A 14,093-nucleotide genomic window follows, 5' to 3' on the forward strand; every position below is an offset into this window, starting at 1 on the left:
GGACGGGACTGGCTCTTCGCTCTTGCCTGCAGCTTGCAGCTTGCAGCCGCTCTTAGGCCTTTTTCGCCTGGCGCTGCCGGACGATCTCGAACAGGCACACACCGGTGGCCACCGACACGTTCAGACTGCTGACGCTGCCGCCCATGGGCAGCTTGGCCAGGTAGTCGCAGTGCTCGCGGGTCAGGCGGCGCATGCCCTTGCCTTCGGCGCCCATGACCAGCACGGTGGGGCCGGTGAGGTCCAGTTCGTAGAGGGTCTGGGTCGCCTCGCCGGCCGTGCCGACCACCCACAGGCCGCGCTGCTGGAGCTTTTCCAGGGTGCGCGCGAGGTTGGTCACGGCCACCAGCGGGATCACTTCGGCGGCGCCGCAGGCGACCTTGCGCACGGTGGCGTTGAGGGTCGCCGACTTGTCCTTCGGCACTATCACCGCCAGCGCGCCGGCAGCATCGGCGGTGCGCAGGCAGGCGCCGAGGTTGTGCGGGTCGGTGACGCCGTCCAGGGCCAGCAGCAAGGCCGGCCCCGGAGTGCGCTCGAGCAGCTCCTCGAGCATGTTCTCGCCCCACACCTGGCTAGGGCTGACCTCGGCGACCACGCCCTGGTGCACGCCCTCGGCCCACTCGTCGAGCTCCTTGCGGTCACGGGTGCCCACCGGCACCCGCGTCTGCCCGGCCAGTTCCACCAGCGCCTGGACCCGCGGGTCGTGCCGCCCCTCGGCCAGCCACAGCTGCTTGACGCGCTTGGGGTGATGACGCAGCAGCGCCTCTACGGCGTGCACGCCGTAGACCCTTTCCCACTGGCTCATGGCTTGGCCTTAGGCTTGCCTGCCGGGGCGCCCTCCGCCTTGGGCTTGGACGGCCCCTTGCGGTGCTTGCTCGGCTTGGCGGTCTTGGCCTTCTGTTTCGACGGCTTGCGCGGTTTCTCCGCAGCGGCCTTGGTGTTCTTCGCCGGCTTGCCCTGGGCCTTGGCCGCAGGGCGCTTGCCGCCCACCTTGGCTTCGTCGAGCAGCGCCTGCTTCAGCGCGCGGCTTCTGTTCACATCGGTGTTGCCGAGCATTTCCTCGGCCTTGGCGAGCATCTCCGGCGCCACCGAGGGCAACGCCTGGACCACGCCGACCTTGCGCTTGCGCGGCGGCGCCACGGGCAGCGGCGGCTCCGGCACTTCCGGCTGCAGCTCGCGCGGCTGGCCCTTGGCCCTGGCCGGCTTGGCGGCCTTGGCAGGCTTGCCGGGCTTGGCCGCCTCGGCCTTGTCGCCGCGCTTCTTGCGGCCGATGGGCGCGCTGAGCGCGTTTTCGGCCAGTTCGAAGTCGATCTTGCGCTCGTCCAGGTCAACCCTCGCCACAACCACCTGGGTGGTGTCGCCGAGGCGGAAGCTGCGCCCGGTGCGCTCGCCGGCCAGGCGGTGGTGCACGGCGTCGAAGTGGTAGTAGTCGCCGGGCAGCGCGGTGACGTGCACCAGGCCCTCGACATAGATGTCGGTCAGCTCGACGAAGATGCCGAAGCCGGTGACCGCGGTGATCACGCCGTCGAAGGTCTCGCCGACGCGGTCGCGCATGTATTCGCACTTCAGCCAGTTGGTGACGTCACGGGTGGCCTCGTCGGCGCGCCGCTCGGTCATCGAGCACTGCTCGCCGAGCTGTTCAAGGCGCGGCTCGTCGTACGGGTAGATGCGCGCCTTGGGCATGCTGGCGGCGCCGGCGCGCTGCACCAGGTCGGTCTCGCGCTTGGAGCGGACCACGCTGCGGATGGCGCGGTGCACCAGCAGGTCCGGATAGCGGCGTATCGGCGAGGTGAAGTGGGTGTAGGCCTCGTAGTTGAGGCCGAAGTGGCCGTTGTTGTCCGGGCTGTACACCGCCTGGCTCAACGAGCGCAGCATCACCGTCTGGATCAGCTGGAAGTCCGGGCGGCCCTGGATGGATTCGAGCAGCGCCTGGTAGTCGCCGGGAGTCGGCTCGCCCTTGCCGCGGTAGAGGGTCAGGCCCAGTTCGCCGAGGAACTGCCGCAGGTTGTTCAGCTTCTCCTGCGGCGGGCCGTCGTGGACGCGGTACAGCGCGGGGATTTCCAGCTTCTCGAGGAACTTGGCGGTGGCCACGTTGGCCGCCAGCATGCACTCCTCGATCAGCTTGTGCGCGTCGTTGCGCTGGGTCGGGCGGATCTCCGAGATCTTGCGGTCGGCGCCGAAGACGATGCGCGTCTCCTGGGTCTCGAAGTCGATGGCGCCGCGCACGTGGCGGGCGGCGACCAGCACCTTATAGAGGTCATAGAGGGTGCGCAGGTGCGGCACCACGTTCGGCAGTTGCTCGGCCAGGCGCGCGGCCTCGGGGCTGTCCGGGGTCTCCAGGTACTGGCTGACCTTGGTGTAGGTGAGCCGCGCGTGGGAGTGGATGACCGCCTCGTAGAACTGGTAGCCGGTCATCTTGCCGGCCTTGGACAGGTTCATCTCGCAGACCATGGCCAGGCGGTCGACCAGCGGGTTCAGCGAGCACAGGCCGTTGGAGAGGATTTCCGGCAGCATGGGGATGACGCGCTCGGGGAAGTACACCGAGTTGCCGCGCTTGGCCGCCTCCTCGTCCAGCGCCGAGCCCACCTTTACATAGTGGGAGACGTCGGCGATGGCGACGTACAGCTTCCAGCCGCCGCCCTTGCGCTTCTCGGCGTAGACGGCGTCGTCGAAGTCGCGGGCGTCCTCGCCGTCGATGGTCACGAACGGCAGGGTGCGCAGGTCGACGCGCTTCTCCTTGTCCTTGTCCGCCACCTCGGGCTTGAGCTTGGCCGCTTCCTTCTCCACGCCCTGGGGCCAGACGTGGGGAATATCGTAGCTGCGCAGGGCGACTTCGATCTCCATGCCCGGCGCCATGTAGTCGCCGAGCACTTCCACCACTTCGCCCTGGGCCTGGCGGTGCACGCTGGGCCACTGGTCGATGCGCACCTGGACGAACTGGTTGTGCTTGGCCGCGCCGTGCTTGCCCGGCGGGATCAGCACTTCCTGCTGGATCTTCGGGTTGTCGGCGACCACGGTGCCGATGCCGCTCTCCTCGAAGTAGCGGCCGACCAGTGTCTCGTGGGCGCGCTCGATGACTTCGACGATGGCGCCTTCGCGGCGGCCGCGGCGGTCGAAGCCGGAGACGCGCGCCAGGGCGCGGTCGCCGTCGAACACCAGGCGCATCTGCGTCGGGCTGAGGAACAGGTCGTCGCTGCCGTCGTCGGGGATCAGGAAGCCGAAGCCGTCGCGGTGACCGGCGATGCGGCCGCGGATCAGGTCCAGCTTGTCCACCGGGGCGTAGGCGCCGCGACGGGTATAGATGAGCTGGCCGTCACGCTCCATGGCGCGCAGGCGACGGCGCAGGGCCTCCTCCGACTCCTCGTCGGCGAGCTTGAATTCTTCCAGCAGTTGCGCGCGGGTCGCCGGCGCGCCGCGTTCGGCGAGGTGCGCCAGGATGAGTTCGCGGCTGGGAATGGGGTTTTCGTATTTTTCCGCTTCGCGGGCGGCCTCGGGATCGAGGGTTTGCCAATCGGCCATCAGGGCGAGATCACCTTGTCGTCTATAGATGTAAGTGCCATGTGCTTATTGAAGCGCGAAATCCGCTCGTCGGTCAGCTTTGGCCACGAATAAATTTTTTATCGCATCAGGGGTTTACAAGCCAAAGTGGGCTCCGTATAGTTCGCGCCCACAGCGTCGCTGAGACGTTGTAACACGGAAACGATGAGCAATCATCGCATCCAGTGCCCAGGTGGCGGAATTGGTAGACGCACTAGGTTCAGGTCCTAGCGGTGGCAACACCGTGGAAGTTCGAGTCTTCTCCTGGGCACCACTTATTTCACGATAGAGCCCCTGGCTGTATCGCGGCGGTTCGGAACCCTGATAACCGGACATTGAGACGCCGAAGCGACCGAAAGGTTGCAATACCGCAAGACGATGAGCGATCATCGCACCCCATGCTGAAAAGCATGCCCAGGTGGCGGAATTGGTAGACGCACTAGGTTCAGGTCCTAGCGGTGGCAACACCGTGGAAGTTCGAGTCTTCTCCTGGGCACCATCTTCAAGCGAAAAAGCCGAGCACTGCTCGGCTTTTTCGTTTCCGCCGTTCGCAGGAACGGGCCGGACGAAACGCCCGCCCCCTCCCCTCATGCCTTGAACTGCCCCAGGCTGGCGCGCAGCTGCGCCGCCAGGTCGTCCAGCACGCGCCCGCTGCTGGCGGTGGCGGCGACGGCTTCCGCGGCGCGCCCCGCCTCGGCGTGGATCACCTCGACGCGCCCACGCACCGCGACAGCACCCGCCGCCTGCTGCTCGGCAGCATGGGCCGCCGACTCGATGGCGCCATGCACTTCCTCCACGGCCCGCTGCACTTCGCGTTGCAGACGCTCGCTGTCATGCAGCGCAGCCAACCCCTGCACCGCCTGCTCGCGGGCCTGGCCGATGGCTTCCACCGCCTCGCGCGCGCCACGCTGCAAGGCATCGATATGCGTCTGGATGTCGCCGGTGGATTGCTGCGTCTTGCTCGCCAGCGCCCGCACCTCGTCGGCCACCACGGCGAAACCGCGGCCGCTCTCTCCGGCACGGGCCGCCTCGATGGCGGCATTGAGCGCCAGCAGGTTGGTCTGCTCGGCAATGCCGTGGATCACCGAGAGCACCACTTCGATCTGCTCGCTCTGCTGCGCCAGCTTCTCGATCACCCCGGCGCCGCTCTGCACGCGGGACTCCAGGGTTTCGATGAGGCCGCCGACGCGCCGGGCGATGGCCGCGTTGTCGTCAGCCGCCTTGCGGATGGACGCCACGCGCTCCAGCGCCTCCTGCATGGCCTGGCTTTCCAGCTGGGCTTCGGCGGCCATGCCGGCGAGCGCCTCCAGGCTGCCCGCCACTTCGTTGCGCTGGCGATCGGCAGCCGCCTCAGCGCTGGCGCTGCGCGAGGCCAGGGCGGCGATCTCGCTGCCGGTGCGCTGCGCCACCTGCCCCGCCTCGCGGACGATGGGCTGCAGCTTGTCGACGAAGCGGTTCACCGCGGTCGCCATCTCGCCCACTTCATCATTGCTGTCCAGGCGCACGCGGCGGGTCAGGTCGCCCTCCCCGGCCGCCAGGTCGTTGAGCGCATCGATCAACAGGCGCAGGCGATTCACCACTCGCCGCCCGAGCACCAAAGCCAGCACCAGCAGTACGCCCAGGCCGACCAGCACCAACCCCAGACCGATGTGCCAACGCAGGCTACCGGCGGAAGCCTCCACCGCGCCTTGCGCACCCTGACTCATCTCGGCGGCCGCCTGCCGCGCCGCCTGCAGACGGGCGGTCAGCGCCTTGTTGCTGTCGGCGGCGGCGCCGGCCAGGCTGTCGGCCACCAGTTGGTCGCCACTGGCGATCAGGGCAGAGAAGCGCTTGTCCAGGGCTTCCACCTGCTTTTCCACCTCGGCGGTGGAAATGCCCAGGCGCACGGTACCGATCACCACGCCGTTGGGGCTGATGGGCACGCTGGAAAGGATCACAGAATCGTCGTGGGCGGCCGCTTCCAGCACCTTGTCCAGGGCGCGCTCGCCCTGGCCCTTGGCGAGCAGCGCCTGGATGCGCGGGTCCTCGCGGTTGAGGTAACGCGTCAGGTGCTGCCCCTGGGCATCGTCGTAGACCACGAAGAGCACATTGGGGTTGGCCTGGGCGCGCCGGGCGTACTCGGAGAGCGTTGGCACGTCGTTGTCCCACATGGCCTTGGGTGCCACCGCAGCAAGCAGTTGGGCAAGCTGGTCGGCGGACTGCCGCAGGCTCTGCTCGAGGCTTTGACGCGTTTCGCCGCGCTCCTCCTCCAGCCGCGCCGACAAGGCGGCGCCGAGGCGTTCGCGGGTTCGCGCGGACAGCTCGGTGAGTCCTGAACTGAGCTCGCCACCGGCACGCTCCAGTTCGCCGGCCAGGCGCTGCGACTGGCCGCCCAGGCGATCGCCCAGGTCGGCTACCAGTTGGTCCACGGTACTGCGGGTGAGCCACAGGGCGATCAGCAACTGCACCAGCAGCGCCAGGCCCAGGGCGATGAACACGGGGCGCAGCAGGCGGCTGCGCAAAAGCGAAAGGACGGCGGACACGGAGTGCCTCCTCGGGTAACGGAATACTGGCGCGGGATGCGCCGATGCCATTTGCCAGCAAGGGGCGTGCCGTTGGAGTGGCCATTGGCCGGAGATGTCTCCAAGAGCACCCTCTCCCCAGCCCTCTCCCTGAAGGGAGAGGGCTGGGGAGAGGGAAAGGAATTCAGCTTCGCACCGAAGCAATCGGCAGACGCCCGTTCGCGAGCAAGCTCGCTCCTAAGAAGAGCCCCAGCCCCAAACGAAAAAGCCGCTTCCCCATCAGGAGAAGCGGCTTTTCACACCCTTCGCAGCGGCTAGCGCAGCGACGGATCAGCCGAACGGGTGGCGCAGGACAATGGTCTCGTTGCGGTCCGGGCCGGTGGAGATGATGTCGATGGGCGCACCGACCAGCTCCTCGATGCGCTTGATGTAGGCGCGGGCGTTGGCCGGCAGGGCTTCCAGGGTCTTCGCGCCGACGGTGGATTCGCTCCAGCCCGGCAGGTCCTCGTACACCGGCTGCAGGCCGATGTAGCTGTCGGCGTCGGTCGGCGCGTCGGTCAGCAGTTCGCCGGCGGCGTTCTTGTAGCCGGTGCAGATGCGCACGGTCTGCAGGCCGTCGAGGACGTCCAGCTTGGTCAGGCACAGGCCGGACAGGCTGTTGATCTCGATAGCGCGACGCAGGATCACGGCGTCGAACCAGCCGCAGCGACGGGCACGGCCGGTGGTGGCGCCGAACTCGTGGCCGACCTTGGCCAGGTGCGCGCCGACGTCGTCGAACAGCTCGGTCGGGAACGGGCCCGAGCCCACGCGGGTGGTGTAGGCCTTGGTGATGCCCAGGATGTAGTCCAGGTACAGCGGACCGAAGCCCGAACCGGTGGCGGTGCCGCCAGCGGTGGTGTTGGAGCTGGTGACGAACGGGTAGGTGCCGTGGTCGATGTCCAGCAGCGAGCCCTGGGCGCCTTCGAACATGATGTTCTCTTCGGCGCGGCGCAGGTCGTGCAGGGTGCCGGTGACGTCGGCCAGCAGCGGCTTCAGTTGCTCGGCGTAGTCCATGCACTCGTCCAGGGTCTTCTGGAAGTCGACCGCCGGCTCCTTGTAGTAGTTCTGCAGGACGAAGTTGTGGTAGTCCAGCAGCTCGCCCAGCTTGGCAGCGAAGCGCTCGCGGTGGAACAGGTCGGCCACGCGCAGGCCGCGGCGGGCGACCTTGTCTTCGTAGGCCGGGCCGATGCCGCGGCCGGTGGTGCCGATCTTGGCGTCGCCACGGGCGCGCTCGCGCGCCTGGTCGAGGGCGACGTGGAAGGACAGGATCAGCGGGCAGGACGGGCTGATGCGCAGACGCTCGCGCACCGGTACGCCCTTCTCCTCCAGCTTGGCGATCTCGCGCAGCAGCGCGTCGGGCGCCAGCACCACGCCGTTGCCGATCAGGCACTGCACGCCTTCGCGCAGGATGCCCGACGGAATCAGGTGCAGCACGGTCTTCTCGCCGTCGATCACCAGGGTGTGGCCAGCGTTGTGGCCGCCCTGGTAACGAACCACGGCAGCAGCCTGGTCGGTGAGCAAGTCGACGATCTTGCCTTTGCCCTCATCACCCCACTGGGTGCCCAGGACTACGACATTCTTACCCATAACACTTGTCCCCATCGTGGATATTCGGTGCCGGCCTCGGCCGGCGGAAACTCGCGGTGCCCGTCGATCACGGGTCAGAAGGGCACCACCTGCCAATTGCCTTCGCGCAGCTGCAGTTGCGCATCGCAACCCGCCTCGCGCGCCGAAGCCGCATCCTGCCCGGGCAGCGCCTGAACCACGCGCCGCCCGTCGCGGCGCAGCTGCTGCACCGCCTGCCAGAGCCCGGCCCCTTCGGCCGGCGCCCAGATGCCTTGCACCGGCGCGTCCAGCCGCACCTGGCCCAGGGTCACCAGGGTTTTCAGGTCGGTGGAGAAGCCGGTGGCCGGCCGCGCACGGCCGAAGTCGGCGCCGATGTGGTCGTAGCGACCACCCTGGGCGATGGACTCGCCGACGCCGGGCACGAAGGCGGCGAACACCACCCCCGTGTGATAGTGGTAGCCACGCAGCTCGCCGAGGTCGAAATACAACGGCAGCTGCGGGAAGCGTTGCGCCAGGGAGTCGGCGATGACGACCAGGTCGGCCAGGGCGGCCTTGACCACCGCCGGCGCATCGGCCAGCACTTCGGCGGCCTGCTCCAGCACTTCGCGGCTGCCGCACAGCTCGGCCAGAGCGCGGAGCATGCCGGCGAGCTGGGCCGGCAGACCGTCGGTGAGCGCGGCGACTTCATCCACCGCCTTGCGCTGCAAGGCGTCGAACAGAGCCTGCTCGGCTTCGCCGGACAGGTCAGCGGCGCGGGCCAAGCCACGATAGATACCGACGTGGCCGAGGTCCATGTGCACATCCGGAACCTCGGCCATGGCCAGCATGTCGAGCATCAGGCTGATGACTTCGACGTCGCTCGCCGGGCTGGCGTCGCCATAGAGTTCGGCGCCCAGCTGGATCGGGCTGCGCGAGGTGGCCAGGGCGCGCGGGCGGGCATGCAGCACGCTGCCGGCGTAGCACAGGCGGTTCGGGCCCTCGCGGCGCAGGCTGTGGGCGTCCATGCGCGCCACTTGCGGCGTGATGTCCGCACGGAAGCCCATGAGCCGGCCAGAGGCCGGGTCGGTGACCTTGAAGGTGCGCAGGTCCAGGTCCTGGCCGGCACCGGTCAGCAGGGACTCCAGGTATTCGATATGCGGGGTGACGACGAACTCGTAACCCCAGCGCTGGAACAGGTCCAGCACCTGACGGCGGGCTGCTTCCACACGCGCCGCCTCAGGTGGCAGCACTTCTTCGATCCCATCTGGCAGCAGCCAGCGGTCTACCGTTGCCATGTCGCCTCTCCCCTTTCAGCCGGGCGGCAATTCATCTAGTGAATCCAGTAAAGAACGCCGGTGCCGAGCAGCATGCTGCCCAGCCCGATGAGCCGCAGGCGCCGGTCGTCGAGGCGACCGAGCCCGCTGACGGCCTCACGCCAGCCACGCGGATACAGGAAAGGGAGGATGCCCTCCAGCACCAGCAATAGACAGAATGCTTTGCCGAATTCCTGCCACATGACCCTTGTACACAAATCTCGCGGACGCAAAAAAGCCGGGATTTCCCGGCTGACCCATGATAACACGTTTTCTCCGGCGGGCGCTGCCGCCCGCCGGAGAACCCACTCAGGGCTTGGACTTCTCCAGGTAACGGAAGAACTCGTTGTCCGGGCTCAGCACCAGGACGTCCTTCTTGTCGGCGAAGCTGTCGCGGTAGGCCTTGAGGCTACGGGTGAAGGCGTAGAACTCCGGCTCCTGGTTGTAGGCCTTGGCATAGATGGCAGCCGCCTTGGCGTCGCCCTCACCGCGGGTTTCCTCGGACTGCCGATAGGCCTCGGCCAGCAGCACGCGGCGCTGGCGGTCGGCATCGGCGCGGATACCCTCGGCCAGTTCGCGGCCCTTGGCGCGGTGCTCGCGGGCCTCGCGCTCGCGCTCGGTGCTCATCCGCTCGAACACGCTGCGGTTGACTTCCTTCGGCAGGTCGATGGCCTTGACGCGCACGTCGATGACCTCGATGCCCAGCTCCTTCTGCGCCATGCGGTTGAGCGACGCGGTGATGTCGCCCATCAGGGCGTCGCGCTCGCCGGACACCACCTCGTGCAGGGTGCGCTTGCCGAACTGGTCGCGCAGGCCGGCTTCCAGGCGCCGCGACAGGCGTTCGTCGGCGATCTGCTTGAGGCCCGAGGTCGCGGTATAGAAGCGCTCGGCGTCGGCCACACGCCACTTGGCGTAGGCGTCGACCATCACTGCCTTCTTCTCCAGGGTGAGGAAGCGCTGGGTCGGCGAGTCCAGGGTCAGCAGGCGGCCGTCGAACTTGCGCACCTGGTTGACGTACGGAATCTTGAAGTGCAGGCCGGGCTGCACGTCCGACTCGACCACGCGGCCGAAGCGCAGCAGCACCGCGCGCTCGGTCTGCTGCACCACGTAGATGCTGCTCCACAGCGCCACGGCAGCCACCACGGCGGCGATCAGGGCGATCAGGGATTTGTTACTCATCAGCGGCTCTCCCTGGTGCGCAGGTCACGTTGCTGCAGGTCGCTGGCGACCCGCGAGCCGATGTCCGGCGTGCTGCTCGTCGTACCCGCCGCGCCACTGCCCGGGGTCGCCGAGCCACGGCCGTCGATCATCTTGTCCAGCGGCAGGTAGATCAGGTTGTTCTGCCCCTGCTGACCGGTGACCAGCACCTTGCTGCTCTGCGACAGCACGTCCTGCATGGCATCCAGGTACAGGCGCTCGCGGGTGACTTCCGGCGCCTTGCGGTATTCGCCGGCCAGCTTGCTGAAGCGGTCGGCCTCACCCTCGGCGCGGGCCACCACCTCGTCGCGGTAGCCGTTGGCTTCCTCGATGATGCGCTGAGCCTGGCCACGGGCTTCGGGCACCACGCCGTTAGCGTAGGCTTCGGCCTGGTTCTTCTCGCGCTGCTCGTCTTCGCGGGCGCGGATCACGTCGTCGAAGGCTTCCTGCACCTCGCGCGGGGCGGCGGCGCTCTGGATGTTCACCTGGGTCACGGTGATACCGGTCTTGTAGGTGTCCAGGAAACGCTGCAGGCGATCGCGCACCTCGGTGGCCATCTGTTCGCGGCCCTCGGTGAGGATCTGGTCCATGGTGGTGGAGCCGGCCACGTGGCGCAGGGCGCTCTCGGTGGCGTGCTGCAGGCTGACCTCGGGCTGGTCGACGTTGAGCACGAAGTCCTTCAGGTTGCTGACCTTGTACTGCACGGTCAGCGGGACCTCGACGATGTTCTCGTCCTCGGTGAGCATCTGCCCCTGCTTGCTGTAGGCACGCTCGCGGGTGACGTTCTCCTGGAACTTCTTGTCGATCGGCGGGAAGTAGAAGTTCAGGCCCGGGCCTACGGTGTCGTAGTACTTGCCCATGCGCAGGATGACCGCCTGCTCCTGCTCGTCCACCACATAGATGGCGTTGTACAGCCAGAGCACGGCGAGCACGGCCAGGCCGATGCCGAACAGGCCCAGGCCACCGCCCTTGCCGCCGACGGGGCTGCCGCCGCGCGGTTTCTTGCCGCCGAAGATGCGATTGAGGCTGTCCTGCAGCTTGCGGAAGGCCTCATCGAGATCCGGAGGGCCCTGTCGGCCGCCACCACGGCGCCCGCCCCAGGGGTCCTGATCGTTCTTGTTCGAGTTGTCACCCGGCTCGTTCCAAGCCATAGCGCTCTCCATCTAATAACGCGAAACGCGCCTGCGGCGCGACCACCCATGCTACCGAATGCCCCGCCCGGTGCCAAAAGCACCGTTCCAGGCTTTATTGCAAAGTGTGTTGCGCAATGAACTCCGCCGGCTGCCATCCCTCGCGGCTGATCAGGCGGTTCAACTCGACACGCGGCAGGCGAACCTGCAAAACGGCGCGTCCCTGCTCGTCGTGGTCCTCGGATTGCACCGCGCCCAGCTCGAAGAACTGTGCGCGCAGGCGCCCCAGGCGCTGCGGCAGGCAGAGCGTGCCGACGAACAGGTCGTCGCCCAGCAGCTCGGCCACCGCCTTTTCCAACAGTTCCAGCCCGCGCCCGTCACGGGCGGAGAGCCAGACCCGCACCGGCTTGCCGGTCTCGTCGCGCTGGATTCGCGCGTCCATGTCCGGCAGCAGGTCGATCTTGTTGTACACCTCGAGCATCGGCAGCTCGTTGGCGCCGATCTCGGTCAGCACCGCGTGCACCTGTTCCACCTGCGCGTCGCGCTCCGGCTCGTGGGCATCGATCACGTGCAGCAGCAGGTCGGCGTTGCTCGACTCTTCCAGCGTAGCGCGGAAGGCCTCGACCAGCTTGTGCGGCAGGTGGCGGATGAAACCCACGGTATCGGCCAGCACGACCGGGCCGACGTCCTCCAGCTCGAGCCGGCGCAGGGTCGGATCGAGGGTGGCGAACAGCTGGTTGGCCGCGTAGACCTCGGAAGTGGTCAAGGCGTTGAACAGCGTGGACTTGCCGGCGTTGGTGTAGCCGACCAGGGAAACCGAGGGGATTTCCGCCCGGCGCCGGCCACGACGGGCCTGCTCACGCTGGCTGCGGACCTTCTCCAGGCGCTGCTTGATCTGGCGGATGCGTGCGCGCAGCAGGCGGCGGTCGGTTTCCAGCTGGGTTTCACCTGGGCCACGCAGGCCGATACCGCCCTTCTGCCTTTCCAGGTGGGTCCAGCCGCGCACCAGGCGCGTGCTCATGTGTTCGAGCTGCGCCAGCTCCACCTGCAGCTTGCCCTCATGGGTGCGGGCGCGCTGGGCGAAGATGTCGAGAATCAGACCGGTACGGTCGAGCACCCGGCATTCGAGGACGCGCTCGAGGTTGCGTTCCTGGCTGGGCGTCAGGGTGTGGTTGAAGATGATCAGCTCGACGTCCTGGACTTGCACCAGGTCGCGCAGCTCATCGACCTTGCCACTGCCGATCAGGAACTTGGCCGACGGCTGATGGCGCGAAACGTTGACGAATGCCACCGACTCCGCGCCCGCCGAACGGGCCAGCTCCTGGAATTCCTGCGGGTCTTCGCGCGCCTCGGGGTCCTGACCTTCCAGATGGACCAGAATGGCCCGTTCCCCACCACCCGGGCGCTCAAAGAACAAGGCGGGCTACCGTCAAGCGTTGCCCGGCTCGGCCGGTTGATCGCCGCTGGGCAGACGCACCGGACGGCTGGGCACGACGGTGGAAATGGCGTGCTTGTAGACCATCTGGCTGACAGTGTTCTTCAGCAAAATCACGAACTGGTCGAAGGATTCGATCTGACCTTGCAGCTTGATACCGTTCACCAGGTAGATGGAGACCGGTACGCGTTCTTTTCGCAGGGTATTCAGGTAAGGGTCTTGTAGCGAATGCCCTTTTGACATATGCCGCACTCCTTTAGGGAATCAATAGATTTAGTAGTAGTCGAATGGCTTGTTGCCGTCGGTAACCCCAAGGATAGACGGCTGAATTATGGTCTCGAACCTATATGGAGACCGCCTCAAGATATTTCAAGGCACGCGGCAGATTGTCGCCTGCCAGACTGTCCAACCAGTGTAGATGGCCCCAGCTGCGCAGCCAGGTGAACTGGCGCTTGGCTAGTTGCCGGGTGGCAATCACGCCGCGCTCCTCCATCTCAGCGTAGGACAGTTTGCCCTCGAGGTATTCCCATACCTGTCGGTAGCCCACGGCACGAATGGATGGCAGCCCGGCGTGCAAGTCGTCTCTCGCGCGAAGTGCTTCGACCTCGGCGATGAAGCCCTGTTCCAGCATCTGACGAAAACGTTGCGCGATTCGCGCGTGCAGTACCTGGCGCTGCTGAGGTGCAATCGCCAGTTGCGCCACAGTATACGGTAATTGCGCCGCGCCTGGCGCGCTGGAACCGGCATTTTCAGCCGCCTGGCGGCGGCGGTGGTCGCTCATCGACAAGCCGCTGACGCGTTGCACTTCCAGCGCCCTGACCAGGCGTTGCGGGTCGTTGGGGTGGATGCGCGCCGCCGACTCCGGGTCGACCCGCTGCAATTCGGCATGCAGCGCCGCCCAGCCCTCGGCCGCGGCCCAGGCTTCCAGCTCGGCGCGCACCGCCGGATCGGCGCTGGGCATGTCCGCCATACCTTCCAGCAATGCCTTGAAATACAACATGGTGCCGCCGACCAGCAGGGGGATGCGCCCCGCCGCGGTGATCTCGGCCATGGCCGCCAGGGCGTCGGCGCGGAATTCCGCCGCCGAATAGCTTTCGGCCGGGTCACGGATGTCGATCAGTCGGTGCGGGAGTTCGGCCAGGACTTCCTTCGAGGGCTTGGCCGTGCCGATGTCCATGCCACGGTAGACCAGCGCCGAGTCGACGCTGACCAGTTCGATGGGCAGCAGCCGCGCCAGTTCCAGCGCCAGGTCGGTCTTGCCGGCGGCGGTCGGGCCCATGAGGAAGATGGCGGGAGGCAGGGAGGACATCGGCAACTCTTCGGCAGAACGGGCGCGTGCATACCGCGCGCTGAATCGATTGGCGCGCAGTTTACTGCACTTGGCTTAACGCTGGCTTTA

At 67.2% G+C, this 14,093-nt stretch carries 11 protein-coding genes and 2 tRNA genes; 2 read left to right on the forward strand and 11 right to left on the reverse strand.

The window, feature by feature from the left end:
• Positions 1 to 52: 52 nt before the first annotated feature.
• On the reverse strand, positions 53 to 802 hold the full coding sequence (gene rlmB / locus BM060_RS23085; RefSeq protein ID WP_074983335.1) for a 23S rRNA (guanosine(2251)-2'-O)-methyltransferase RlmB: 750 nt from the start codon (positions 800 to 802) through the stop codon (positions 53 to 55).
• Complete coding sequence (rnr, locus tag BM060_RS23090; RefSeq protein WP_074983337.1) at positions 799 to 3,516, reverse strand: ribonuclease R; 2,718 nt, start codon at positions 3,514 to 3,516, stop codon at positions 799 to 801. Before rnr ends, rlmB begins: the two co-directional genes overlap by 4 nt.
• Before the next feature lie 205 nt (positions 3,517 to 3,721).
• Here rnr and BM060_RS23095 point away from each other — a divergent pair.
• Positions 3,722 to 3,808 (forward strand) — tRNA-Leu (locus BM060_RS23095).
• A 138-nt stretch (positions 3,809 to 3,946) separates the two neighbouring features.
• Positions 3,947 to 4,033: transfer RNA gene (locus BM060_RS23100), tRNA-Leu, on the forward strand.
• Positions 4,034 to 4,121: 88 nt separating this feature from the next.
• Here the strand turns inward: BM060_RS23100 and BM060_RS23105 are convergent.
• The 9 genes from BM060_RS23105 to miaA form a co-directional block, all read right to left on the reverse strand.
• Positions 4,122 to 6,056 (reverse strand): methyl-accepting chemotaxis protein, encoded by a 1,935-nt coding sequence (locus BM060_RS23105; RefSeq protein ID WP_074983339.1) that lies wholly within the window; start codon positions 6,054 to 6,056, stop codon positions 4,122 to 4,124.
• Between the two features lie 309 nt (positions 6,057 to 6,365).
• Positions 6,366 to 7,661: an adenylosuccinate synthase gene (locus BM060_RS23110; protein WP_074983342.1), complete on the reverse strand. Its 1,296-nt coding sequence runs from the start codon at positions 7,659 to 7,661 to the stop codon at positions 6,366 to 6,368.
• A gap of 74 nt (positions 7,662 to 7,735) precedes the next feature.
• A complete protein-coding gene (locus BM060_RS23115) occupies positions 7,736 to 8,914 on the reverse strand; it encodes an ATP phosphoribosyltransferase regulatory subunit (RefSeq protein ID WP_074983345.1) in 1,179 nt (392 codons plus the stop codon).
• Positions 8,915 to 8,949: 35 nt separating this feature from the next.
• Complete coding sequence (locus BM060_RS23120; RefSeq protein WP_074983348.1) at positions 8,950 to 9,135, reverse strand: DUF2065 domain-containing protein; 186 nt, start codon at positions 9,133 to 9,135, stop codon at positions 8,950 to 8,952.
• Positions 9,136 to 9,241: 106 nt separating this feature from the next.
• Positions 9,242 to 10,111 carry a protease modulator HflC gene (hflC, locus tag BM060_RS23125; protein WP_074983351.1) on the reverse strand — a complete coding sequence of 290 codons (870 nt, stop codon included), beginning with the start codon at positions 10,109 to 10,111 and terminating at the stop codon, positions 9,242 to 9,244.
• A complete protein-coding gene (gene hflK, locus BM060_RS23130; protein WP_074983354.1) occupies positions 10,111 to 11,280 on the reverse strand; it encodes an FtsH protease activity modulator HflK in 1,170 nt (389 codons plus the stop codon). The genes hflC and hflK overlap by 1 nt, the downstream gene beginning before the upstream one ends.
• Before the next feature lie 94 nt (positions 11,281 to 11,374).
• Positions 11,375 to 12,676 carry a ribosome rescue GTPase HflX gene (gene hflX, locus BM060_RS23135; protein WP_074983357.1) on the reverse strand — a complete coding sequence of 434 codons (1,302 nt, stop codon included), beginning with the start codon at positions 12,674 to 12,676 and terminating at the stop codon, positions 11,375 to 11,377.
• A gap of 12 nt (positions 12,677 to 12,688) precedes the next feature.
• Positions 12,689 to 12,937, reverse strand: coding sequence for an RNA chaperone Hfq (hfq, locus tag BM060_RS23140; RefSeq protein WP_003095657.1), 249 nt, complete (start codon positions 12,935 to 12,937; stop codon positions 12,689 to 12,691).
• A 100-nt stretch (positions 12,938 to 13,037) separates the two neighbouring features.
• Positions 13,038 to 14,003, reverse strand: a complete 966-nt coding sequence (gene miaA, locus BM060_RS23145; protein ID WP_074983359.1) for a tRNA (adenosine(37)-N6)-dimethylallyltransferase MiaA — start codon at positions 14,001 to 14,003, stop codon at positions 13,038 to 13,040.
• Positions 14,004 to 14,093 lie beyond the last annotated feature (90 nt).

The sequence above is a fragment of the Pseudomonas citronellolis genome, from assembly GCF_900112375.1.
Classification (GTDB): domain Bacteria; phylum Pseudomonadota; class Gammaproteobacteria; order Pseudomonadales; family Pseudomonadaceae; genus Pseudomonas; species Pseudomonas citronellolis.